The organism is Isoptericola dokdonensis DS-3 (assembly GCF_001636295.1).
Taxonomy (GTDB): Bacteria; Actinomycetota; Actinomycetes; order Actinomycetales; family Cellulomonadaceae; genus Isoptericola; species Isoptericola dokdonensis.
In genome coordinates this window covers 90277-113745 of record NZ_CP014209.1, presented here as the reverse complement: position 1 = coordinate 113745, position 23469 = coordinate 90277, and the positions used below count along the sequence as shown (strand labels likewise).

Annotated in this window: 23 protein-coding genes and 3 tRNA genes; 13 read left to right on the top strand and 13 right to left on the bottom strand. The window is 74.1% G+C overall.

Annotation, left to right across the window (positions count from 1 at the left end; translation table 11 throughout):
- Window positions 1–57: 57 nt before the first annotated feature.
- Window positions 58–921 (top strand): LLM class flavin-dependent oxidoreductase, encoded by an 864-nt coding sequence (locus I598_RS00490; protein ID WP_068200253.1) that lies wholly within the window; start codon window positions 58–60, stop codon window positions 919–921.
- Between the two features lie 408 nt (window positions 922–1329).
- Here the strand turns inward: I598_RS00490 and leuD are convergent, their stop codons facing one another.
- A complete protein-coding gene (gene leuD, locus I598_RS00485) occupies window positions 1330–1968 on the bottom strand; it encodes a 3-isopropylmalate dehydratase small subunit (RefSeq protein ID WP_068200249.1) in 639 nt (212 codons plus the stop codon).
- A 26-nt stretch (window positions 1969–1994) separates the two neighbouring features.
- Entirely contained in the window at window positions 1995–3470 is a 1476-nt protein-coding gene (gene leuC / locus I598_RS00480; protein WP_068200246.1) for a 3-isopropylmalate dehydratase large subunit, read from the bottom strand.
- Between the two features lie 119 nt (window positions 3471–3589).
- On the opposite strand from leuC, the gene I598_RS00475 reads away from it, so the two are divergent.
- The 3 genes from I598_RS00475 (at window position 3590) to I598_RS17775 (ending at window position 5402) form a co-directional block, all read left to right on the top strand.
- Window positions 3590–4309 (top strand): IclR family transcriptional regulator, encoded by a 720-nt coding sequence (locus tag I598_RS00475; protein WP_068200245.1) that lies wholly within the window; start codon window positions 3590–3592, stop codon window positions 4307–4309.
- A gap of 102 nt (window positions 4310–4411) precedes the next feature.
- Window positions 4412–4579, top strand: a complete 168-nt coding sequence (locus I598_RS17780; protein WP_198155719.1) for a hypothetical protein — start codon at window positions 4412–4414, stop codon at window positions 4577–4579.
- A 1-nt stretch (window position 4580) separates the two neighbouring features.
- Entirely contained in the window at window positions 4581–5402 is an 822-nt protein-coding gene (locus tag I598_RS17775; RefSeq protein ID WP_068200242.1) for a PH domain-containing protein, read from the top strand.
- Window positions 5403–5514: 112 nt separating this feature from the next.
- Here the strand turns inward: I598_RS17775 and I598_RS00465 are convergent.
- From I598_RS00465 to I598_RS00455, 3 genes are all read right to left on the bottom strand, one after another.
- Window positions 5515–5587, bottom strand: a tRNA-Glu gene (locus I598_RS00465).
- A gap of 54 nt (window positions 5588–5641) precedes the next feature.
- Window positions 5642–5714: transfer RNA gene (locus I598_RS00460), tRNA-Glu, on the bottom strand.
- 97 nt (window positions 5715–5811) lie between these two features.
- Window positions 5812–5883 (bottom strand) — tRNA-Gln (locus tag I598_RS00455).
- Between the two features lie 180 nt (window positions 5884–6063).
- Here I598_RS00455 and I598_RS00450 point away from each other — a divergent pair.
- Entirely contained in the window at window positions 6064–6825 is a 762-nt protein-coding gene (locus I598_RS00450) for a class I SAM-dependent methyltransferase (RefSeq protein WP_068200239.1), read from the top strand.
- Here the strand turns inward: I598_RS00450 and I598_RS00445 are convergent.
- Entirely contained in the window at window positions 6794–7693 is a 900-nt protein-coding gene (locus tag I598_RS00445; RefSeq protein WP_068200236.1) for a LysR family transcriptional regulator, read from the bottom strand. The two genes, I598_RS00450 and I598_RS00445, sit on opposite strands and share 32 nt — an antisense overlap.
- A gap of 69 nt (window positions 7694–7762) precedes the next feature.
- Between I598_RS00445 and I598_RS00440 the strand changes: the two genes are divergently transcribed.
- Window positions 7763–8929 carry a YeiH family protein gene (locus I598_RS00440; RefSeq protein ID WP_068200232.1) on the top strand — a complete coding sequence of 389 codons (1167 nt, stop codon included), beginning with the start codon at window positions 7763–7765 and terminating at the stop codon, window positions 8927–8929.
- A 13-nt stretch (window positions 8930–8942) separates the two neighbouring features.
- Here I598_RS00440 and I598_RS00435 read toward each other — a convergent pair whose 3' ends face one another.
- From I598_RS00435 to I598_RS00425, 3 genes are all read right to left on the bottom strand, one after another.
- On the bottom strand, window positions 8943–9701 hold the full coding sequence (locus I598_RS00435) for an HAD family hydrolase (protein WP_068200228.1): 759 nt from the start codon (window positions 9699–9701) through the stop codon (window positions 8943–8945).
- Entirely contained in the window at window positions 9698–11149 is a 1452-nt protein-coding gene (gltX, locus tag I598_RS00430) for a glutamate--tRNA ligase (protein WP_232314217.1), read from the bottom strand. The genes I598_RS00435 and gltX overlap by 4 nt, the downstream gene beginning before the upstream one ends.
- 83 nt (window positions 11150–11232) lie before the next feature.
- Complete coding sequence (locus I598_RS00425) at window positions 11233–12018, bottom strand: fumarylacetoacetate hydrolase family protein (RefSeq protein WP_068200224.1); 786 nt, start codon at window positions 12016–12018, stop codon at window positions 11233–11235.
- A 112-nt stretch (window positions 12019–12130) separates the two neighbouring features.
- Here I598_RS00425 and I598_RS00420 point away from each other — a divergent pair, with 112 nt between their 5' ends.
- Window positions 12131–12706, top strand: a complete 576-nt coding sequence (locus I598_RS00420; protein WP_083972735.1) for a DUF4190 domain-containing protein — start codon at window positions 12131–12133, stop codon at window positions 12704–12706.
- 19 nt (window positions 12707–12725) lie between these two features.
- On the opposite strand, the gene I598_RS00415 is transcribed toward I598_RS00420, so the two are convergent.
- Entirely contained in the window at window positions 12726–13682 is a 957-nt protein-coding gene (locus tag I598_RS00415) for a methyltransferase domain-containing protein (RefSeq protein WP_083972734.1), read from the bottom strand.
- Window positions 13683–13757: 75 nt separating this feature from the next.
- Between I598_RS00415 and I598_RS00410 the strand changes: the two genes are divergently transcribed.
- Window positions 13758–14918: a heparan-alpha-glucosaminide N-acetyltransferase domain-containing protein gene (locus I598_RS00410; protein WP_068200219.1), complete on the top strand. Its 1161-nt coding sequence runs from the start codon at window positions 13758–13760 to the stop codon at window positions 14916–14918.
- Here I598_RS00410 and I598_RS00405 read toward each other — a convergent pair.
- A complete protein-coding gene (locus I598_RS00405; RefSeq protein WP_068200215.1) occupies window positions 14908–15756 on the bottom strand; it encodes a PhzF family phenazine biosynthesis protein in 849 nt (282 codons plus the stop codon). The genes I598_RS00410 and I598_RS00405 overlap by 11 nt on opposite strands.
- Before the next feature lie 62 nt (window positions 15757–15818).
- Between I598_RS00405 and I598_RS00400 the strand changes: the two genes are divergently transcribed.
- The gene (locus tag I598_RS00400) at window positions 15819–16727 is read left to right on the top strand and encodes a 3-methyladenine DNA glycosylase (RefSeq protein WP_418268504.1); all 909 of its coding nucleotides are present in this window, start codon (window positions 15819–15821) and stop codon (window positions 16725–16727) included.
- A 16-nt stretch (window positions 16728–16743) separates the two neighbouring features.
- On the opposite strand, the gene I598_RS00395 is transcribed toward I598_RS00400, so the two are convergent.
- Entirely contained in the window at window positions 16744–17283 is a 540-nt protein-coding gene (locus tag I598_RS00395; RefSeq protein ID WP_068200212.1) for a CGNR zinc finger domain-containing protein, read from the bottom strand.
- A 39-nt stretch (window positions 17284–17322) separates the two neighbouring features.
- Here I598_RS00395 and I598_RS00390 point away from each other — a divergent pair, with 39 nt between their 5' ends.
- From I598_RS00390 to I598_RS00380, 3 genes are all read left to right on the top strand, one after another.
- A complete protein-coding gene (locus I598_RS00390) occupies window positions 17323–18321 on the top strand; it encodes an EamA family transporter (RefSeq protein ID WP_068200209.1) in 999 nt (332 codons plus the stop codon).
- 153 nt (window positions 18322–18474) lie between these two features.
- Complete coding sequence (locus tag I598_RS00385) at window positions 18475–19203, top strand: lytic polysaccharide monooxygenase (protein WP_068200206.1); 729 nt, start codon at window positions 18475–18477, stop codon at window positions 19201–19203.
- Between the two features lie 182 nt (window positions 19204–19385).
- Window positions 19386–22097 (top strand): DEAD/DEAH box helicase, encoded by a 2712-nt coding sequence (locus I598_RS00380; RefSeq protein WP_068200203.1) that lies wholly within the window; start codon window positions 19386–19388, stop codon window positions 22095–22097.
- A gap of 19 nt (window positions 22098–22116) precedes the next feature.
- On the opposite strand, the gene I598_RS00375 is transcribed toward I598_RS00380, so the two are convergent.
- A complete protein-coding gene (locus I598_RS00375; protein ID WP_068204650.1) occupies window positions 22117–22869 on the bottom strand; it encodes a sulfite exporter TauE/SafE family protein in 753 nt (250 codons plus the stop codon).
- A gap of 79 nt (window positions 22870–22948) precedes the next feature.
- Here I598_RS00375 and ybaK point away from each other — a divergent pair, with 79 nt between their 5' ends.
- Window positions 22949–23446, top strand: a complete 498-nt coding sequence (ybaK, locus tag I598_RS00370) for a Cys-tRNA(Pro) deacylase (RefSeq protein WP_068200200.1) — start codon at window positions 22949–22951, stop codon at window positions 23444–23446.
- The last annotated feature ends 23 nt before the right edge of the window (window positions 23447–23469 follow it).

Here is a 23469-nt window from a genome sequence, read left to right as displayed (position 1 = left end):
GGTAGCGACGACGGCGGGCTGGGGCCGGCGTCGGAGCCTGACGACGGGGAGGTCGGCATGAGGTTCGGGTTCATCGGCAGCTTCGGCTCGCCGCAGCAGCAGGTCCGGCTCGCGCGCGAGTGCGAGGAGCATGGCTGGGACGGCTTCTTCACCTGGGACGGGGTGTCTCTCGCGGAGCCCGGCTTCGACGTCGTCCCGACGTGGGACCCGTTCGCGCTGCTCGGTGCGGTCGCCGCGGTGACCGACCGCATCACGCTGGGTGCGGTGGTCTTCGCTCCGCCACGACGTCGCCCGTGGGAGCTCGCGCAGCAGATCCTCACGGTCGACCACTTGTCGGGCGGCCGGCTGGTGCTACCCGTGGGGGTGGGCGTCCCGAACGACCGCGCGTTCACGTCCGTGCCGGGCCAGCCGACGTCGCTGCGGGACCGGGCCCACGCCCTGGACGAGGTCCTCGACTGGCTGCAGCGGTCGTGGTCGGGCGAGCTGTTCGAGCACGACGGCGAGTGGGCGGCCACGGGTCCGTTCCAGCTCCCGCAGACGCCGGTGAACGGCCGGGTGCCGGTGTGGCCCGTCGCCGTCTGGGACGCGGAGCAGCCGCCGCTGCGCAGCCTGCAGCGCGCCTTGCGCTGGGACGGGATGGTGGTCCAGGTCCGTGGCGGCGAGACCCCCGAGGACGCCGAGCCCGACGCCGACGACCTCCGCTCCCTCACGGCATGGCTCGCCGAGCAGCGCGGCCCCGACGCCCCGCCGTTCGACGTCGTCCATCAGGGCCGCCTCGACCCCGATCCCGACGTCGCACGCCGGCAGGCCGCCGAAGCAGCAGAGGCGGGCGCCACCTGGTGGATGGAGTCCTGGTGGGACCCGGCGACCACCCCGGAGTCCCTCTTCGACCGAGTCCGGCAGGGCCCGCCGACTGTCTGACGACCCCAGCGCCGAGCGTCCGCCCCAGGCCGACCGACGTCGTCGGCCACGACCCACGCGACACTGCACTGAGTGGCACCGACCCGTGCTGACTGGCGAGACCCTGCGCTGACTCACGCAAACCCGCACTGACTCGACGACATGTGCGCCGACTCGCGCAACCCGGTGCTGACTCGCGCCGTCCTGCGCTGACTGACGGAAACCTGCGCTGACTGACGGAACCTGAGCTGACTCGCGCCACGACGGACGCACCCGACGAACGGAGCGAGGGTGGTGAGGATTCCGCGCGCGGTCGTCAGACGGGAAGCGCAGGTCGCGCAGCGACCGTGAGCGCGACCGCGCGCGGAGTCCTCACCACCCTCGCGGACGCACTAGCGAGGCCCAAGGACGCACGAGTCCCGGGAAAGGTCAGGAGACGGGGCGAGCCGGCTCGATCTCCACCTTCGGGAGGTGCTTCGCGGGCAGGGTCTTGGGCCGCCAAGCGGCGCGCTGTGCCTCGAACGCGGTGATGTCGGCCTCGTTCTGGAGGGTGAGACCGATGTCGTCGAGGCCCTCCATGAGGCGCCAGCGGGTGTAGTCGTCGATCTGGAAGGGCACGGTGACGTCGTCGGCGGTGGCGGTGCGCGCGTCGAGGTCGACGGTGATCTCGGTGCCGGGGTGGGCCTCGAGGATCTTCCAGAGGAGCTCGATGTCCTCCTGCGCGACGATGCCGGCGACGAGGCCCTGCTTGCCGGAGTTGCCGCGGAAGATGTCGGCGAACCGGGAGGCGAGGACGACCTTGAAGCCGTAGTCCTTGAGCGCCCAGACGGCGTGCTCGCGGGACGAGCCGGTGCCGAAGTCGGGGCCGGCGACGAGCACGGACCCGGCACGGTAGGCGTCCTGGTTGAGGACGAACGACGGGTCGCTGCGCCAGGCGGCGAAGAGGGCGTCCTCGAAGCCGGTGCGGGTGACGCGCTTGAGGTAGACGGCGGGGATGATCTGGTCGGTGTCGACGTTGCTGCGGCGCAGCGGGACCCCGACGCCGGTGTGGGTGGTGAACTTCTCCATGGCGGTGCTCCTAGCGAGGGGTCGGGTCAGACGAACGACGGCGCGGCGAGGGGCGTCAGCGGCGTGCCGTCGAAGGTCGTGAGGTCGACGTCGTGGCCGAGGTCGAGGTCGGACACGGACGACAGGGTGCCGCGGATGGCGGTGGCGGCGGCGACGAGCGGCGACACGAGGTGGGTGCGCCCGCCCTTGCCCTGGCGGCCCTCGAAGTTGCGGTTCGAGGTGGAGGCGGCCCGCTCGCCGGGGGTGAGCTGGTCGGGGTTCATGCCGAGGCACATGGAGCAGCCGGCGTTGCGCCACTCGGCGCCGAAGTCCTTGAAGATGACGTCGAGGCCCTCGGCCTCGGCCTGGAGGCGCACGCGGGCGGAGGCGGGGACGACGAGGACGCGGACGTCGTCGGCCTTGTGGCGGCCCTGGACGACCTTGGCGACGGAGCGGAGGTCCTCGATGCGGCCGTTGGTGCAGGAGCCGATGAAGACGGTGTCGACCTTGATGTCGCGCAGCGGCTGGCCGGCCTCGAGGCCCATGTACTCCAGGGCGCGCTCGGCGGCGACGCGCTCGTTGGCGTCGGCGATCTCGGCGGGCACGGGCACGTTGGCGGACAGGGGCAGGCCCTGGCCGGGGTTGGTGCCCCAGGTGACGAACGGCTCGAGGTCCTCGGCCTTGAGCACGACCTCGGCGTCGAAGACGGCGTCGTCGTCGCTGCGCAGGGTGCGCCAGTAGTCGACGGCGGCGTCCCAGTCCTCGCCCTCGGGCGCGTGGGGGCGGCCCTCGAGGTACTCGAAGGTGGTGTCGTCGGGCGCGATCATGCCGGCGCGGGCACCGGCCTCGATGGACATGTTGCAGATGGTCATGCGCGCCTCCATGGAGAGGCGGCGGATGGCCTCGCCGCGGTACTCGAGCACGTAGCCCTGCCCGCCGCCGGTGCCGATCTTGGCGATGATCGCGAGGATGATGTCCTTGCTGGTGGCGCCGGGGGGCAGCTCGCCGTCGACGGTGATCGCCATCGTCTTGAACGGGGCCAGCGGCAGCGTCTGGGTGGCGAGCACGTGCTCGACCTCGGAGGTGCCGATGCCGAACGCGAGGGCGCCGAACGCTCCGTGCGTCGAGGTGTGGGAGTCGCCGCAGACGACGGTGAGGCCAGGCATGGTGAGGCCGAGCTGGGGGCCCACCTGGTGGACGATGCCCTGGTCGGCGTCGCCGAGGGAGTGGATGCGGACCCCGAACTCCTTCGCGTTGTTGCGCAGGGTGTCGATCTGCGTGCGGCTGGTGAGGTCCGCGATGGGCAGGTCGATGTCGAGGGTGGGGGTGTTGTGGTCCTCGGTGGCGATCGTGAGGTCCGGCCGGCGCACGGGGCGCCCGGCGAGCCGGAGGCCTTCGAACGCCTGCGGGCTGGTCACCTCGTGGACGAGGTGGAGGTCGATGTAGAGGAGGTCGGGCGCCCCGTCGGCACCGCGGCGCACCAGGTGCGCCTCCCAGACCTTCTCTGCCAGCGTCCCGGCCATCTCGAGCTCCTCGTCCGCCGCCCTGGTGGCGGCTGTCGTCCTTCTCTGGTGTCGCGACACCGACGCGGGTTCTTTCCCAGGACTTGCAATCTCAGCAAGCGAGACGTCAGTATCGACCTATGGACGATACTAGCGGAGTCGGCGTACTGGACAAGGCCGCGTCCGTTCTCGGGGCACTCGAGGCCGGACCCGCCACCCTGGCGCAGCTCGTCAGCTCGACGGGCCTGGCCCGACCGACCGCGCACCGCCTCGCCGTGGCGCTCGAGCACCACCGGTTCGTGACGCGCGACATGCAGGGTCGCTTCGTGCTCGGCCCGCGGCTCAACGAGCTCGCGACCGCCGCCGGCGAGGACCGTCTGCTCGCCGCCGCGAACCCCGTGCTCACGGCGCTGCGCGACCACACCGGCGAGAGCGCCCAGCTCTACCGGCGCCAGGGCGACCACCGCGTCTGCGTCGCCGCCGCCGAGCGTCCCGTCGGCCTGCGCGACTCCATCCCGGTGGGCGCCACCCTCACCATGCACGCCGGTTCCGCCGCGCAGATCCTGCTCGCCTGGGAGGAGCCGGACCGCCTGCACCGCGGCCTGCGCGACGCCGTCTTCACCGCCACGATCCTGTCCGGCGTCCGGCGGCGCGGCTGGGCCCAGTCGGTGTCCGAGCGCGAGCTCGGCGTCGCGTCGGTGTCCGCGCCCGTGCGCGGCCCGTCCGGGCGGATCGTCGCCGCCGTCTCGGTGTCGGGGCCGGTCGAGCGCCTGACCCGCCAGCCGGGACGCCTGCACTCCGCCTCCGTCGTCGCGGCGGCGAACCGCCTCACCGAGGTCGTCCAGCGCGCCGGCGAGTGACGCGGCACGCCGTCGAGATGATGGCGACCGCGCCCGGAATGTCAGTAGGCTCCCGAGAAGCGTGGCGACCCTGCCCCGCCGACCGAGAGGCGTGAGGACCCGATGCCGGCCAAGGCCAAGACCGTTCTGATCTGGCTCGTGGTGATCTTCGTGATCTTCGCGATCTACAACAGCCCGGACCGTGCGTCCGAGGTCGTCTCGGCGATCTGGGACGTCGTCGTCAACGCGGTCGCCGCGTTCGGCGAGTTCCTGGGCGGTCTGCTGAACTGACGTGGACTCGCCCGACCACGCCGTCCGCACGCACCGCCACCTGCGCCGGTACGTGCTCGGCCAGGAGCGGGTGGCCCTGGCGACCCGTCTGCACTGGTCCTCGCTGCTCGAACCGGTCGCGACCACGCTCGCGGCGACGGTCCTGGCGGGCTGGCTGCACTCCGTCACCGGCGTCGGCTGGGTCTGGCTGCTCTGGCTCGTGGTCGCGGGGCGGCTGCTGCTCAAGATCGCCGAGTGGAACTACGAGTGGTTCGTCGCGACGGACAAGCGGCTGATCCTGACCTACGGGTTCGTCATCCACAAGGTCGCGATGATGCCGCTGACCAAGGTCACGGACATGGGCTACTCGCGCACGCCGACGGGACAGCTCCTCGGCTACGGCCGCTTCGTCATGGAGTCCGCGGGCCAGGACCAGGCGCTGCGCCAGATCGACTACGTCCCCGACCCGGACCGGACGTACCGCACCCTGTGCGACACGATGTTCATCCCGATGGCCCCGCCGCAGAAGCCGGCCGGGCGCGGCACCCCGCCCGCGATGTTCCCGCCCACGCAGCGCGACCAGCGGCCGATCACCGCCGAGCTCCCCGTGATCACCGACGCCGACGTCGCCGAGCGGTCCCGCGACGACCGCACGGACGGACCGGACGACCACCCCGACTCCCCGCCGACGCCGCCGCCGACGGGCGGACAGTCCTCGGGCTGGCCGGCCGCCCCGTCCGGGAACGGCGGGCGTCCGTGGTGGCGGCGCCCGGCGAAGCGCCCGCCGTACGCTCCCCCGCCCAGCAGCGGCGCGGGCCCGCACGTCCCCGACCCGTTCCTCTGACGTCCGCCCCGACCGGGCCCGACGCTCAGTGCTGGGACGGAACGGCCGAGCGGCCCGCAACGGTCCGGGAACGACGAAGGACCCGATCCGTGTGGATCGGGTCCTTCTGCTGTACCCCCAGCGGGATTTGAACCCGCGTTACCGCCGTGAGAGGGCGACGTCCTAGGCCGCTAGACGATGGGGGCCGGACGAGGTTCCGTCGCCGGAACCGCTGCTGCGTCCGTTGCCGGACTGCTGCGTACCCCCAGCGGGATTTGAACCCGCGTTACCGCCGTGAGAGGGCGGCGTCCTAGGCCGCTAGACGATGGGGGCCTATGGTTCGTCGGTCCGAGGATCGACGTGCCGGTGAGAACTCTAGCGCACCGTCGGGCCTGATCAGGGACCCGTCTGTGTGACGTAGAGCGCTGCGCTGGGGTACCAGGACTCGAACCTAGACTAAGAGAATCAGAATCTCTCGTGCTGCCAATTACACCATACCCCATGGTATGTAGACCTACCCGGAGAAAACAGACACCCTGCGGCGCCGTTCCGTGAAGGCCCAACGACCGGAAACATTACCGGACCGGAGCCCTGGAACCAAACCGGCCGACACGTGCCGTACGTCACGGGTCTCGGGGCCCGGGCGCTGACATCCGGGCACCGCTCGTGGCACGCTGCCACCATGCCGACGACGCCCGACCCGCAGTCCGTGTCCGACCGCGCCGCCGCCTTCACGCACGGCGCCGACGTCTACGCCCGGGTGCGGCCGTCCTACCCGTCCGAGGCCGTCGAGTGGCTGGTCCCCGCGCCGTCGTCGCGCGTGCTCGACCTCGCAGCCGGTACCGGTCTCCTCACGCGCGGGCTCGTCGACGCGGGGCACGAGGTGGTCGCGATCGACCCGGCCGCGGCCATGCTCGCGGAGCTCGAGGCGGAGCTGCCGGACGTCCAGGCCCTCCACGGCTCGGCGGAGGACATCCCCCTGCCGGACGCCTCCGTCGACGCCGTCGTGGTCGGGCACGCCTGGCACTGGTTCGACGAGCCGCGCGCCACCGCGGAGATCGCGCGCGTCCTGCGCCCGGGAGGCACCCTGGGCCTGTGCTGGAACGACCGCGACGAGCGGATCGACTGGGTGCGGCGGTTCGGGCAGATCGTCCACACCGGCGACCGGCTGCACGCCCGGGTGACCGCCCGGCCCGCCACCCCGGACCTGGGCACGGCGTTCGGCCGACCGGAGTCGGCGGAGTTCCGCTGGCTGCACCATCTGCCGACGTCGCGCCTGCGCGACCTCGCGGGCACGCGCAGCTTCCTGCTGACACTGGCCGACGACGAGCGCGAGGCCCTGCTGGGCCGCGTGGACGACCTCGTGGTGACCCACCCGGACCTCGCCGGCGCGGAGGTGGCGATGCCCTACGTCACGGTGGCGTATCGAGCGCGACGGCACTGAGGCGCCGGGCGGCGGCGCTCGGCGTCGCGCCCTCGCGCCACACGACGCGCAGCCGCCGGGTGAGGTCGACCCCCGCCATCGGGAGGGCGACGAGGCGTCCGGCGGCGACGTCGTCGGCCACGGTGAGCGCGGACAGCACCGCGACGGACCCGCCGTGCTGCACGGCGGCCTTGAGGGCGGCCGTGGAGCCGAGCGTCGGCAGGTGCTCGGGCAGCGACTCCCCCGCACGGGCCAGCGCGCCCTCGAGGATCTCGCGCGTGCCGGAGCCGGCCTCGCGCAGCACGAGCCGCGACTCGACGAGGTCCGCCGGCCCCACGGAGCGTCGTCCGGCCCACGGGTGCCCGGGCGCGACGACGGCGACCAGCTCGTCGCCCGCGACGGTCCGGCTGCGCAGGCCACGCCGCACCCCGACGCTCTCCACGAAGCCGAGGTCGGCGGCGCCGTCGAGGACGAGGTCCATGACGTCGGCGGAGTTGCGCACGACGAGTTCGACGTCGACGCCGTCCCCGGCGGCCGCGAGCCGGGCGAGCCAGCGCGGCACCAGGTACTCGGCGACCGTGAGGCTCGCGGCGACCCGCAGCGCCGTCGGCGGGCCCGCCCGCAGGCCGGCGACGGAGGTCTCGAACCGGTCGGCGGCGGCGACGACGTCGCGGGCCCACCCGGCGCAGGCGCGCCCGGTCGGGGTCAGGACGGTGCCGCGGGGGCCGCGGGAGACGAGCTCCAGGCCCAGGTGGCGCTCGAGGCGTCGCAGCCCCGCCGACGCGGTGGGCTGGGCGATCCCGAGCGCGCGGGCGGCCGCGCTGATCGAGCCGTGCACGTCGAGCGCGACGAGCAGCTCGAGCGCTGCGAGCGAGGTCCGGTCCGCCATAGCCCGAGTCTATGGATGGATCGGCACCTCGGCCTACCGGGCGCACGGCGCCACGGCGAGGGTGGGTCCATGGCACGACTGCTCCCCGGGCTCGGGCTCACGGCCGGCGCCACCGCCGCGCTGCTCGCCGTCGCGCCCGCCCTGGCCCGCACGGCGCCGTCACTGTCGCCGCTCGTGCTCGCCCTGCTCGTCGGGGCGCTCGTCGGGTCCGTCGTGGGCGTACGGTCCCGGCGGGGCCCCGGCGCGGTGGCGCAGCGTCGCGGCGCGGCCCGGCTGCTGACGGCGGCACGCCCCGGCACCGACTGGGCCGCCCGGCACCTGCTGCGGGCCGGAGTCGTGCTGCTGGGCCTCCAGCTCGCCGTCGGCGACGTGGTGGGCCTGGGCTGGCGCGGCCTGGCCGTCGTCGCGGTCACGGTCGCGACGACGTTCGCCGCCACCCTTGCCCTCGGTCGGCGGCTCGGCGTCGACCGGGACACCACGCTGCTCGTCGCCACCGGGTTCTCGATCTGCGGGGCCGCCGCGATCTCCGCGATGACCGGCGTCGTCGACCGCACGCCGCGGCGCGTCCGCGGCGGGGCCAGGATCCCGTCGCCCGGCGCCGGCCCGGCCCGTCCGCCGGAGGGCGGGTCAGGCTGGCGCTCGCAGGACACACCCGCGGACGCCGTTGCCACCGCCCTCGCGCTGGTCGCCCTGTTCGGCACGGCCGCCGTCGTCGTGCTGCCGTGGCTGGCGGGCCTGCTCGACCTCACAGCGGCTCAGGCGGGCCTCTGGATCGGGGCGAGCGTCCAGGAGGTGGCGCAGGTCGTGGCCGCCGCGGGCACGGTCGCCGGGACGGCAGCGCTGGCCACGGCGACGGTCGCCAAGCTGGCCCGGGTCGCGCTGCTGGCACCGCTCGTCGCGGGCGCCGGCGCGGTACGGGGGCGCCGCAGCGCGCCGACCGCCCCGGCCCCCGGGAGCGGCCGGCTCCGCCGTGGCGGACCGCCGCCAGTCCCGGGGTTCGTGCTCGGGTTTCTCGCCGCGGTGGCGCTGCGCAGCCTTGGGGTGCTCCCGCCAGGCGTCCTCGACGCCGCCGCGCAGGTCACCACGACGCTCTTCGTCGCGGCGATGTTCGCCCTCGGTCTCGGCGTCGACGTGCCCCGCCTCGCACGTACCGCCCGTCGTCCGCTGGCCCTCGGCGCCGGCTCCGCCGTCGTCCTCACGGGGACGTCGCTGGTCGCGGTCCTCGCCCTGACCTGACCGGCGGGGCGGCTCAGGCGTGCAGCGCCGCGCCGGCCTCGGCCAGTCCCGCCACGACGACGATGCCGTCGGCGCGCATCGCCGCGACGTCGGCGTCGTGCTCGGAGGACCGGCGCGCACCCGGGCGGTCGAGCCACACGCCGAGCAGCCCGGCGTCGTGGGCGGCGCGGGCGTCGACGCGCGGCTCGTCGCCGACGTACGCGGTGCGCTCGGGAGCTGTGCCGAGCCCGCGGGCGCCCTCGGTGAACACGTCCGGGTGCGGCTTGCCGTAGCCGAGGGTGTCGACCCCCACGAGGACGGGCACGTCGAGCCCGGCGGCGGCGAGCTTGCGCTCCTGGAGCTCCACCGCGGCGTTCGTCACGACGCCGACGGCGAGCCCCGCGGCCCGCAGGCCCGCGAGGAACGGCGCGGCGTCGTCGAACGCCCGCCAGGACCGCTCGAACGTGCCCCAGAACAGGTCGTCCCACGCGTCGAACGCCTGCTCGCCCACGGGTGCGCCGCCGAACGTGCGGTGCATCAGGTCGGCGCGCAGCCGGCGCTGGGTGCGATGGTCGGTCTCGCCCCGGGTGTACCGCAGGTAGTGCCCGCCCGGGTCGGAGCGCCAGTGGTCCAGCAGGGCCGCGTGGTCGACGTCCGCGGGCAGGTGGGCGTCCGCCACAGCGACGAGCGCCGTGGCGAACGCGGCCCGCGTGTCGACGAGCGTGTCGTCGACGTCGAGCAGCACGCCGTCGACGCGTGCCCCGAACGCCGGGTGCCCGGCGGGCTCCGTCACGACGCGGGGGCCGCGGGCGGGTTCTCGGCGAGCCGCGCGAGCGCGACGTCGATCCGGCCCAGCGTGCGGTCGCGGCCGAGCACCTCGAGGGACTCGAACAGCGGCAGGCCGATCGTCCGCCCGGTGACGGCGACGCGCACGGGCGCCTGCGCCTTGCCGAGCTTGAGGCCGTGCCGCTCCCCCACCGTCAGCACCGTCTCCTTGAGCGGCTCGGCGGTCCACGGCTCGAGCGTGGCGAACGCGGCCCGCACGTCGGCGAGCAGCTCCGGCGCCCCGGCCTTCATCGCCTTGTTCCACGACTGCTCGTCCTCGACGGGCGCGTCGAGGAACAGGAAGTCCACGTTGGCGGTGATGTCGCTGAGCAGCGCGACGCGCGACTGGGCGAGCGGCGCGACGGCGGCGAAGGCCTCCGGGTCGAACTGCTCGGCGGCCCAGGGGGCGTGCGGCGCCTGCAGCCACGGACCGACGGCCGCGACGAACGCGTCCACGGACAGCGCACGGATGTACTCGCCGTTGAACGCGGTCAGCTTCTTCAGGTCGAAGAACGCCGACGCAGAGTTGACGTCCTCGATGCGGAACCGGGAGATCATCTCCTCGAACGGCAGGATCTCCTCGTCGTTGCCCGGCGCCCAGCCGAGCAGCATGAGGTAGTTGACCATCGCCTCGGGCAGGTAGCCCTCGGCCAGGTAGTCCTCGAGGGCGACCTTGTCGCGACGCTTGGAGAGCTTCTGCCGCTTCTCGTTGACGATGACGGGCAGGTGCGCCCACACGGGCGGCTGCGCGCCGAGCGCCTCCCACAGCAGCTGCTGCTTGGGGGTGTTCGGCAGGTGCTCCTCGCCGCGGATCACGTGGGTGATCCGCTCGTCGAGGTCGTCGACGACGTTCGCGAGCAGGAACACCGGCGAGCCGTCGCCGCGCGCGACGACGAAGTCCTCCATCGCCGCGTTCGGGAACGTCGGGTTGCCGCGGATGAGGTCGACGACGGCCGTCTCGCCGTCGTCGGGCGTGCGGAAGCGCAGCGCGCGGCCCGGCGCCTGCGTCAGCCCGCGGTCGCGGCAGTGGCCGTCGTAGCCGGAGTGCTGGTTGCCGGTGCGGGCCTGCACGTCGTCGCGGGTGCAGTCGCAGTAGTAGGCGCGGCCCGCGTCGCGCAGGACACGGAGTGCCTCGCTGTGCTTCTCCAGGTTCTGGGACTGGAAGTACGGGCCCTCGAACGTCGGGTCGTCGGCGTGCATGCCCAGCGCGGCGTGCGCGGCGAGGATGCCGTCCACCCACTCCGGCTTGTTGCGCGAGGCGTCGGTGTCCTCGATGCGCAGGACGAACGTCCCGCCGGTCTGCTTGGCGACGGTCCAGTTGAACAGGGCCGACCGGGCGCCGCCCACGTGGAACATGCCGGTGGGCGAGGGCGCGAAGCGGACACGGACGTCAGAGGTACCTGCTGCGGGGATCACGGGAGACAGCCTAGTTGTCCCGCGCGGGCCGGGGCGCCGAGATGCCGTAGCACCCGGGCGCCCCGGCACGCGCGGGAACGAGCTCAGTCCTGGCGGCGCAGCACCGGGTTGGAGAGCACGCCGATGCCCTCGACCTCGCACTCGACGCGGTCGCCGTGGTCGATCCGGCCGACGCCCGCCGGGGTGCCGGTGAGCAGCACGTCACCGGGCAGCAGGGTCATCGCCTTCGACGCGTACGACACCAGGTAGTTGACGTCGAAGATCATGTCGGCCGTGCGGCCGTCCTGCTTGGTCTCGCCGTTGACGCGGGAGCGCACGCCGACGTCCTCCGGGTTCAGCTCGGTCTCGATCCACGGCCCGAGCGGGCACGAGGAGTCGAAGCCCTTGGCGCGGGCCCACTGGTCGTCGGTGCGCTGGGCGTCCCGAGCGGTGACGTCGTTCGCGACCGTGTAGCCGAGGACGTAGGCGCGGGCGTTCTCCGGCTCGACGTCCTTGCACAGCCGGGAGATCACGACGGCCAGCTCGGCCTCGTAGGACACCTCGGCCGTCCAGTCGGGCAGGACGATCGGGTCGTCGGGGCCGACGACGGACGTGTTGGGCTTGAGGAACAGCAGCGGCGTCGCCGGCGGCTCGTTGCCCATCTCCTTGATGTGGTCCAGGTAGTTGCGGCCCACGGCGACCACCTTCGAGCGCGGGATGACGGGCGCCAGGAGCCGCACGCCGTCGCCGAGCTCGACGCGCTCCCCGGTCGGCATGGCCGGCATGTAGAGCGGGTCGCCGCTGAGCACGGCCAGGTAGGTCCGATCACCCTCCGTCTGCACGAAGGCGAAGCGGGGGTCGTCTCCGGTGGTGAATCTCGCGATGCGCACGGACCCAGGCTATCCGGCGCGCGCGGCACGCGACGCCCGCGCCGTCCGCCCGTCCCGGGGCCTGCGGGGATAGGGTCGAAGGACCACCTCCGACGACGGACGAAGGACGATCATGAGCACGCCTCCGTACGGCCCGCAGGACCCGTCCGGCCAGCAGCCCGAGCCGCCGCAGCCGCACTCCGCCCCGACCCCTCCCGGGGACCCGTACGGCCGGCCCGGCCCGGCGCCGTCGGGCTCGGGGGAGCCGAACGCCCCGCAGCCCGGCGCCCCGTACGGAGCCCAGCCCCCGGGGTACTACGGTGCCCCGCCGCCCGGGCAGCCCGGCTACTACGGGCCGCCGCAGCCGCGGCCGGCGTCCGAGCGCAAGGGCTTCGCGATCGCCGCCCTGGTGCTCGGCATCGTCGCGCTGCTCGGCTTCTGGATCCCGTTCCTCAACCTGGGTTCGGTGGTCCTCGGCATCGTCGGCCTCGTGCTCGGCATCGTGGCGCTCGTCCAGATCTCCAAGGGCACGGCGGGCGGGCGGGGCATGGCGATCACCGGTGCCGCGCTGTCCGTGGCCGCGATCGTGCTCTCGATCGTCGTCACCGTCATCGCCGTGACGGCCTTCGAGAACAACGCGCCCTTCTGGGAGGAGGAGTTCCAGGAGGAGCTCCAGCAGCAGATGGACGAGATGGAACAGAGCTACTGAGCCGCGGGGCGCCGGCGCGTCAGGCGCGCGCCAGCACCTCGCCGTGCAGGACTGCGAACCAGCCGTCGGGCGCCTGCGCCCAGGCGAGCCAGTCCTGGGCGAGCTGCTCCAGGGCCACGTCGTCGGCAAGGTTGGACTCGACGGCCTGGCGCGCGAAGTTCGACTCGACGCAGCGCTCGGCCCACACCTGGCCCCACCACTGCCGGTCGGTCGGGGTGGCGTAGCACCACGACGACGCGCCGGGCACCGCCCCGGCGACGTCGAACCCGGCCTGCTGCACCCAGGAGAACAGGCGCCGCCCGGCGTCGGGCTGGAACCCGTAGGCGTGCGTGACCTCGTGGTAGAGCGTGTTCCACTCCGTCAGCCCCGGCGACTCCGGGTACCAGGCCATCGCGGCGTAGTCGGCGTCGCGCACGGCCACGAGCCCGCCCGGCTTCGTCACGCGCTTCATCTCGCGCAGCGCGGCGACGGGGTCGGACAGGTGCTGCAGGAGCTGGTGGGCGTAGACGACGTCGAAGGAGTCGTCGTCGAACGGCAGCTCGTAGGCGTTGGCCTGCTCGAAGTGCACGTTCTGCGCGCCGAGCGCCTCGGCGTGCGAGCGGGCGGCGTCGAGCACGGTGGCCGAGGCGTCGACGCCGACGACCTCGCCGCCCGCGAGGACGCGCGCCAGGTCGACTGTCACGGTGCCCGGCCCGCAGCCGACGTCGAGGAGCCGCAGGTCGTCCTTGAGGTGCGGCAGCAGGAACCCGGCGGAGTTCTGCGCGGTGCGGGCCCGGTGGGCGCGCAGCACGGACTCGTGGTGGCCGTGCGTGTACGACTCGGACTCCTGGCTGGGGACCGTGTGGTGGGTGCTGGGCGCCTCGATCGCGTCCGACAACGCCGCACCCGACGGCTCCCCGCTCGAGGGTCCCTCGACGGGGCTGCCCAGGCTCGGCGGGTCCGGGAAGTCGGGTCCGGGGTCGGTCGCTGCGTTCATGGACCTAACGTAAGACACGCCGCCGCGGACGGACACGTCCTTCTCACGGGCCGGGACGTCTGGCACGCTGCGGCCATGACGCTGCGCGACCGCCTGCTCGGCGGGCCCGACCGGGTGGTGGGCCTCGACGTCGCGCGCGGGCTGGCGATCCTCGGCATGTTCGCCGCCCACGTCGGCTCGACCGACGGGGCCGCGTCGTGGCTGGAGATCGCCGACGGACGCTCCTCGGTCCTGTTCGCCCTCGTGGCCGGGGTGTCCCTCGCCGTCGTGTCGGGCGGGCCGCGCCCGCTCGCCGGGGACCGGCTCGTGCACGCCCGCACCCGGCTGCTGGTGCGGGCCGTGATGCTGCTGGTCGTCGTGGCGGTGCTCGACCTGCTGGGCACCCCCGTGCTGCTCATCCTCGGCTTCTACGCGGCCTACTTCGTCCTCGCGCTGCCGTTCCTCACCTGGGGGCCGCGCCGGCTCGCCGCGGCCGCGGCGCTGGTGGCCGTCGTCGGGCCGCCGATCGCCTACTGGGGGCCCGAGGTGCTGGCCCGCGCCGGGCTGCACCTGCCCGACGACGGCTCGGGCGCCGTGACCGACTTCGTCGTCACCGGCCACTACCCCGCCGTCGTGTGGATGGCGTACGTGTTCGCCGGGATGGCGATCGGGCGCTGCGACCTCACGGCGCCGAGGCTGCGGGAGCGGCTGCTCGTGGGCGGGCTGGCGGCGACCGCGGTGGGCTACACCGTGTCCGGGGTGCTGCTGAGCGGGCTGGTGATCGACGTGCCCGGGGACGTGGTCGCCGGCCCGCCCGGCCAGCTCCCCGGCGACGTCCTCGTCGAGGCGCAGGTCGGGGCGACCACCAGCACGGCCGGCGCCGTGCACGCCTGGTCCGACCCGTGGCCCACCTCCTGGTACCTCGTGCAGTCCGGCCCCCACGACGACACGTTCTTCGAGGTGCTCGGCTCCGGCGGCTTCGCCGTCGCCGTGCTCGCCGCCTGCCTGTTCGTCCGGGGCGTCGGCGCGTGGGCGCTGTCGCCGCTGGCCGCCACCGGGTCGATGGCGCTGACCGTCTACTCCGCGCAGATCGTCGCGATCTGGTGGTGGGACCTCGTGGGCTCGGCGACCAACGGGCCGCTGGTCGTCATGGTGCTGGTGACGCTGGCGGCGGCCACGGCCTGGCGGCTCGCGCTGGGCCGGGGCCCGCTGGAGCGGCTGGTGGGGTGGGTGAGCGACCGAGCGGTCAGAGCGTGACGGTGCCGGCGATCGTGGTCCGCGTGTCCCCGCCGACCCACACGGTGCCCGCGCCGTCGCGGCGCACGTGCACGCGCCCGCGACGGCCGAGCACGGTGCCCTGCGCCGCGACGTACTCGCCCGGCAGCACCGACCCGGCGAGCCACTGGCCGAGCCCGGCGTTGAGGCTGCCGGTGACCGGGTCCTCCACCACCCCGCCGTCGCCGGGGAGGAACGCCCGGACCTCGACGGCCGCCTCGCCGGCGGCGTGCTCCCCCACGACCCCGACCTTCCAGTCACCGAACGCGACCGGGTCGGGGCGGACGGCGAGCACCGCGGCGGCGTCGGCGAGGCGCACCCCGACCCAGCCGGGACCGTTGTCGATCCACGCGGCGTCCACGACGTCGTCGGCCGCGACCCTCAGCGCGCGGGCGAGGTCCGCGAGGTCGTCCGGCGCGACCGGCCCGGAGCGGAGCAGCGGAGGCGCCCCGAACGCGAGGCGGCCACTGTCGGGCCGCACGGTGACCAGGCCGACGCCGCACTCCTGCACGAGGTCGCCGGCGCCGTCGGCGGCCTGCGCCACGCCCCCGGCCTCCAGCCAGGCGTGCGCGGTGCCGAGCGTCGGGTGGCCCGCGAACGGGAGCTCGCCCGACGGCGTCCAGATCCGCACCCGGTAGTCGGCGGCCGGGTCCGTCGGCGCCAGCAGGAACGTCGTCTCCGAGAGGTTCGTCCAACGGGCGAACGCGGCCATCTCGGCGTCGGTGAGGTCGTCGGCGTCGTGCACGACGGCGAGCGGGTTGCCGGTGAGCGGGCCGGGCGCGAACACGTCGACCTGGCGGAAGGCGAGGGTGTGGGTCACGCCACCCACGCTAGCGCGGCGCCCGCCCCCGGGTCGCCGCGCCCGGCTCGTACCCTGGACGAGTGCCTCCCGCCCCCGTCTCGACGCCGACGGCGTCCGCGCGCGTGCTGCCCGCCGACGTCTGGCACCCGCGGGCGCAGGCGCACGCCGACCGCGCCGACGACCTGACGCGCGTCTGGCGCGAGGCCCGCGAGCGCGGCGAGAAGCACGCGATCGAGGACTTCCTGTTCACCTACTACCCGACGCGGGTCGCGCAGCTACGCCGCTGGCACCCCGGCGCGGGCACGGTGCTGGCCGACGCCGACGAGCACGCGTCGTGGCGGTGGTACCGCGAGACGACCCTGCCCGACGGCGGCTCGGGCGCAGCGCTCGACGTCGCGGCGTTCCTCGCCGACCGCGGTGACACCGTGGCCTACGTGCGGGCGCTCGTCGGTGCGACGGCGTCCCGCCCGGGGTCGTTCGGCTGCTTCGGGCTGCACGAGTGGGCGATGGTCTACCGCGACGCGCGCGCCGGGCGGGACCACCGGCACCCGCTGCCGCTGCGGCTCGGCCACGACGGCACCGACGCCGTCGTCGAGTCGCACCGCATCGCCTGCTCCCACTTCGACGCGTTCCGGTTCTTCACGCCCGAGGCCCGGGACCGCAACCTGCTCGCCCCGACCCGCGAGCGCCAGCCCGCCCTGGAGCAGCCGGGCTGCCTGCACGCGGGCATGGACCTGTACAAGTGGTGCCTCAAGCTGGGGCCCGCGGTGCCGGGCGACCTGCTGCTGGACGCGTTCGAGCTGGCGCGCGACATCCGGTACACGGACATGGCGGCGGCGCCCTACGACGTGTCCTCGTACGGCGTGCAGCCGGTGGCCATCGAGACGCCGGAGGGCAAGGCGGAGTACGTGCGCCGTCAGCGCGGGTTCGCCGAGCGCGGCCAGGCGGTGCGGGCGCGGCTGCTGGCCGTGTGCGACGCGCTGGCCTGAGCCCGGCGGGGCGGCCTCAGACCTCGGCGGCGCGGCGCGCGCGCAGGGCGGCCTGGGCGTTGCGGTTGGTGCAGGTCGTGGAGCAGTAGCGGCGCGACCGGTTGCGTGACAGGTCGACGACGACACCCTCGCAGGTGTCGTCGGCGCACGTGCCGATGCGGTCGTGGGCGTCGGCGCGCACGACGTCGATCATCGCCATGGCGGTCTCCACGAGGATGCGGGTGGCCAGGGGCGCGTCGTCGGGGACGGCGTGGACGTGCCAGTCCTCGGGGTCGTGCCGGACGAGGCGCGGCACGGCGCGGGTCTCGGCGAGGGCGGCGTTGACGAGGTCGGGGGCGTCGTCGCGGTCGGCGAGGAGCAGGGCGCGCAGCCGGGGGGCGAGGGCGAGGACGGCGTCGAGCTCGGCGGTGGTGCGGTCGTGGCGTCCGGTGTACCCCTGCTCGCGGTAGAAGGCGTCGAGGTCCGCGACGGAGGTGATCGTCCGCGGGGGTTCGACGGCGTTGGCGAGGGCGGCGGCGGACACGAGCGCGGACGCGGTGTCATGCGCGAAGACCATGTTGACACGTTATCAGGCCCCCGCGTAGCGTCATGTGCCATGACATCGATGGCGCATGACGCCGCCCCGGGGGGCGCGCCCTCCTCGACCGGATTCCGGTCCACGACGACCGTCGGCCTGGCCCTCGCCGTCGTCTCCGCGCTCAGCTTCAGCCTGTCCGGCCCACTGGCCGCGAGCCTCTTCGCCACCGGGTGGTCGCCCGGCGCCGTCGTGCTCGTGCGCGTGGCCACCGGGGCGCTGGTCGTCCTGCCGTTCGGCATCGCCGCCCTCCGCGGCGACTGGACGCCCGTGCGCCGGAGCTGGCGGATCGTCGTCGCCTACGGTGCGCTCGGCGTCGCCGGCGCCCAGTTCTGCTACTTCGCCGCCATCCAGCACATGCAGGTCGGGCCGGCGCTGCTCATCGAGTACACGGCGCCCGCGGCCGTCGTCGGCTGGTTCTGGGTCCGCCACGGTCAGCGCCCGGGCGGCCTGACGCTGCTCGGCGTCGGCCTGGCCGCCGCCGGCCTGGTGCTCGTGCTCGACCTGTCGGGCGCGGCACCCTCGCCCGTGGGCGTGGCCTGGTCGCTCGGCGCCATGGTGGGTGCGGCGACCTACTTCGTCATCAACGCCCGGGCCGACACGGGCCTGCCCCCGCTCACCCTCGCCGCGGGCGGGCTCACCGTCGGCACGGTGCTGCTGGGCACTCTCGGCGCCGTCGGCCTCCTGCCCCTGACGGTCGCGGCCGAGCCCGCCACCCTCGGCGGCGCCACCGTGCCGGTCGGCGTGGTGCTCGGCGCGCTCGGCCTGGTCACCGCCGGGCTCGCCTACGTCTCGGGCATCGCCGCCGGACGCCGGCTCGGCGCGCGGCGGGCGTCCTTCGTCGGGCTGCTCGAGGTGGTCTCCGCCGTCGTGCTCGCCTGGCTCCTGCTCGGCGAGCTGCCCGCCCCCGTCCAGCTGCTCGGCGGACTGCTGGTGCTCGGCGGCGTCGTCGCCGTCCAGCAGGGCGAGGCCGCCACGGCCCGCCGGGCGGTCCCGGTCGCGGTGACCCCCGTCGCCTGAGGCCGTGCGGGTACGTGGTCGCCCGCATACGGGCGACCACGTACCCGCACGCCTCGGGAAAGTGGGCAGATCTACGCGGTTCTCCTGATGTGCGGGGACGGACGACGACCTAGCGTCGAATTTGTCCAGTTTCCTGACGAACAGGAGTTCCCCATGCGATGGCGTTCAGCCCTGGTCGGTGCCGTGGTCGGCGCGGCCGCCCTGCTCGCCCCCGTGGCCCTGGCCCCCGCGGCCTCGGCCCACGGCTGGATCACCAACCCCCCGAGCCGCCAGGACCACTGCGCCAGCGGCGCCGTGTCCTTCGACTGCGGAGGCGTCAAGTACGAGCCCCAGAGCGTCGAGGCCCCCAAGGGCTCGATGAAGTGCTCCGGCGACAACGCCGGGTTCGCGATCCTCGACGACACCTCCAAGCCGTGGCCCCGCACCCAGATCGGTTCCTCGGTGACCATGAAGTGGAAGCTCACGGCCATGCACGCCACGAGCACCTGGGAGTACTTCGTCGACGGCGTGCTGCACCGCACGTTCAACGACAACGGAGCACGCCCGAACCAGATCGTCGAGCACTCGCTCGACAACCTGCCCCAGGGGAACCACACCATCCTCGCGCGCTGGAACGTCGCCGACACCGCGATGGCGTTCTACTCCTGCGTCGACGTCACCGTCGGCAGCGGTGGCGGCAACCCGACCCCCACCCCGACGCCCACCGATCCCACGCCGCCGGGCGACTGCACCGGCACCGTCTGGGACGCCGGCACCGCCTACGTCGGCGGCACGGAGGTCACCTACCAGGGCCACGTCTACAAGGCCAAGTGGTGGACCCGCGGCGAGAGCCCGGCGTCCGCCGGCCAGTGGGGCGTCTGGCAGGACCTCGGAGCCTGTTGACGCAGCACCCCGGACGACCGCCCGGTCCCCCGATCCCGGGCGTGCACGGCATCGAGCGTGCCGGTTCTCCCCGCGACTCCTCGTGGAGAGAGCCGGCGCGCGTCGCGCGCCGGGGGCACGTCGGGCACCCCTCGCCCACCGGCACCCGGGCCCGGCGTCCCGGCTGACACAATGACCGCACGATGACTGCCACCGACGCCGCCCCCACGACCGCCCGCCCCGCCGGCACGCTCCTGCCGTACCTGCCCGCCCCCACCGGCAAGGCACCGGACCCGGACGTGCTGTTCGAGGGCTTCGGTCAGTGGGCCGCCGGCGGTGGCCGCAGCCTCTACCCGCACCAGGAGGAGGCGCTGCTCGAGCTCATGACGGGCTCGCACGTCGTCCTGGCGACCCCCACCGGGTCCGGCAAGTCGATGGTCGCGATGGGCGCCCAGTTCGCGGCGCTCGCGGCCCGCCGCTCCGGCGGCGGCGGCCGCACCTACTACACCGCGCCGCTCAAGGCGCTGGTCAGCGAGAAGTTCTTCGACCTCGTCGCGGCGTTCGGCTCGCGCAACGTCGGCATGATGACGGGCGACTCCGCGGTCAACGCCGACGCCCCGATCATCTGCTGCACCGCGGAGATCCTCGCCAACCTCGCGCTGCGCCGCGGCGCCGGCACGCCCGGCGACGACGACTTCATCGCGCAGGTCGTCATGGACGAGTTCCACTACTACGGCGACCCGCAGCGCGGCTGGGCGTGGCAGGTGCCGCTGCTGGAGCTGCCGCACACCCAGTTCCTGCTCATGAGCGCCACCCTCGGGGACACCACGCGGCTGCGCGAGGACCTCACCGAGCGCACGGGCCGTGACGTCGCCGAGGTCGCGGACGCCGAGCGGCCCGTCCCGCTGACCTTCTCCTACGTGCTGGAGCCGCTGCCCGAGGTCATCGACGAGCTCGTCCAGACCCGCCGCGCCCCGGTGTACGTCGTGCACTTCACGCAGAAGGACGCCGTCGACCGGGCGCAGGCGCTGCTCAGCTCGAAGATCGCGACCAAGGAGGAGAAGGACGCGATCGTCGCCGAGATCGGCGCGTTCCGGTTCGGCACCGGGTTCGGCAAGGTGCTGAGCAAGTACCTGCGCTCCGGCATCGGCGTCCACCACGCAGGGATGCTGCCCAAGTACCGGCGGCTCGTCGAACGGCTCACCCAGAAGGGTCTGCTCAAGGTCGTCTGCGGCACCGACACGCTCGGCGTCGGCATCAACGTGCCGATCCGCACCGTGCTCATGACGTCGCTGGTGAAGTTCGACGGCGAGCGGATGCGTCACCTGTCGGCGCGCGAGTTCCACCAGATCGCGGGCCGTGCCGGGCGGGCCGGGTTCGACACGCTCGGCGAGGTGCTCGTCATGGCGCCCGAGCACGTCATCGAGAACCGCAAGGCCGTCGCCAAGGCGGGCGACGACCCGAAGAAGCTGAAGAAGATCGTCCGCAAGAAGGCCCCCACCGGGTCGGTCAACTGGACGGACTCGACGTTCGAGCGGCTGCGGGACGCCCCGCCGGAGCCGCTGTCGAGCCGGTTCTCCGTCAACCACGCGATGGTGCTCAACGTGCTGGCGCGCACCCGCGGCGACGGCGCCCGGCACGACGCCGTCGACCCGGTCGAGGCGATGCGGCACCTGCTCACCGCCAACCACGACACCGACGCCCAGCAGGCCGAGCACGTGCGCCAGGCGCTGCGCATCTACCGGTCGCTGCGCGTCGCGGGCGTCGTGGAGAAGGTCCGCGTGCCCGACGCTTCGCGCCCCGCCGGGTACCGGCCGAGCGTGCGGCTCGTCGTCGACCTGCCCCGCGACTTCGCGCTCAACGCGCCGCTGTCCCCGTTCGCCCTGGCCGCGATGGACCTGCTGGACGTGGACTCGCCCACGCACGCCCTCGACGTCGTCTCCGTCATCGAGGCCACCCTCGACGACCCGCGCCAGATCCTCTACGGCCAGCAGAAGAAGGCACGCGGCGAGGCCGTCGCGGCGATGAAGGCCGAGGGCATCGAGTACGACGAGCGCATGGAGCTGCTCGAGGAGGTGTCCTGGCCGAAGCCGCTGGCGGACCTCCTCGGCCCGGCCTTCGAGATGTACAAGCGCTCGAACCCGTGGGTCGCCGACGCCGAGCTCGCCCCCAAGTCGGTGGTGCGGGACATGCTGGAGCAGGCGATGACGTTCGCCGAGCTCGTCAGCACCTACGCGCTGGAGCGCACCGAGGGCGTGGTGCTGCGCTACCTCGCCGACGCCTACCGCGCGGTGCGCCAGGTCGTGCCCGAGGAGCACCGCACCGAGGACGTCGCGGAGGTCGTCGAGTGGCTCGGTGAGCTGGTGCGCGGCGTCGACTCGTCGCTGCTGGACGAGTGGGAGCGGCTGCAGAACCCGGTCGACGACGACGCCGACGACGTCGTGGAGGGTGAGCTCGCCGAGGCGGGTGCCGAGGCCCCGGCCCGCCCGGTCACGGGCAACCCGCGCTCGTTCCGCCGCCTGGTGCGCAACGCGCTGTACCGCCGGGTCGAGCTCGCCGCCCGCGAGGACTACGACGCCCTGGGCCGGCTCGACGCCGCGTCCGGCTGGGACGGCGACGCGTGGGCCGACGCCCTCGACGCGCTGTTCGAGGCGCAGGGCGACGAGGCGATCGGCATCGGGCCGCAGTCCCGCGCCAGCGCGCTCGTGACGATCCTGGAGCCGGGCGCCGAGCTGCCGTCCGGCGCGCTGCCGGCGGACTCGTCCGCGGTCCCGGCGGGCGTGTGGTGGGTGCGGCAGGTGCTCGACGACGCCGACGGCGACCGCGACTGGGCGATCACCGCCCACGTCGACCTCGCCGCGAGCGACGAGGCGGGCGCACCGGCGGTGCGGGTGCTCGGCGTCGGGCGCCTCTGACCAGCCCGACGACCAGGGCTCAGAGGCCGACGGCGCCGCGCACGAGGGTCGCGGCGCCGCCGACGTACGCCAGCGCGACGAGCACCTGACGGGTGCGCGCGGCCGACACGCGCGGCGCGAGGACCTCGCCGATGCCGAGGCCGCCCAGGATCGCCGCCATCACCACCACCCACTGCCACGGGTCGAGGGCGGGGAACGACGCGTCGGCGAGGACCAGCTTGGCGGTGAGCGCGGCCAGCGCGTTCGCGGCGAAGTACGGCTGGGCGGTCGCGGCGAACTTCTTCGGCTCCCAGTCGCTGAGGACGGCGTAGACGGCCACGGGCGGGCCGCCGATCCCGGCGGCCACCGACCCGACGCCGCTGGACATCCCCGTCAGCGTGAGCGGCCAGCGGGCGTCCGGCCGCACCACGTGGGTGCCGTGCGCGCGCAGCCGCGAGGTGACCACGGCGAGCGTCATCGCGAGGATCACGATCGCGCCGACCGTGATCTCCAGGACCGGGGCGCTGACGTCGCGCAGCAGCAGCGCGGCGGGCACGGTGACGACCAGCGACGAGGCGAGCAGCCAGCCGAACTTCGCCCACTCGACGTCGCGCACCACGCGCCCGAGGATCACCGTCGAGGCGATCGCGCCCGCGAGGTTGACGAACAGGACACCCTCGAGCGGGCCGACGATGAGCACGATGAACGGTCCGGCGACCAGCCCGAAGCCCATCCCCGTCACACGCTGGAGCGCCCCGCCGACGAGGATGGCCAGGACGAGGAGGGCGAGCACCCGCCCACGGTACGGGACTGCGCCCACGGACCGGACGCGACCGGGCGCCCGGTGGGTGCCGTCCGGCACAATCGGCCGCGTGGCGAAGAAGAACGCGCAGACCTCCCACGGCACCCCGGCGATCGTCGCGCTCGACCGGGCGGGCGTCCCTTACACCCTGCACCCCTACGAGCACGACCCCGCCTCCGGTCTGAGCTACGGGCTGGAGGCCGCCGCCGCGCTGGGCGCCGACCCCGCCCAGGTGTTCAAGACGCTCCTCGCGGACGTCGACGGCGCGCTCGTCGTCGGGATCGTGCCCGTCGCCGGGAGCCTCGACCTCAAGGCGCTGGCCCGCGCCGTCGGCGGCAAGCGGGCCACGATGGCCGACCTGGCCGTCGCGCAGCGCGCCACCGGGTACGTCGTCGGCGGCATCTCCCCGCTCGGGCAGAAGCAGCGGCTGCGCACCGTGCTGGACGCCACCGCGACCGGGTTCGACGTCGTCTACATCTCGGCCGGACGCCGCGGCCTCGACCTCTCCCTCGCCCCGGCGGACCTGCTGCGGCTCACCGGGGGCGTCACCGCCGACGTCGCCCGCTGAGCGCCGTCCGCACCGACCGGGTC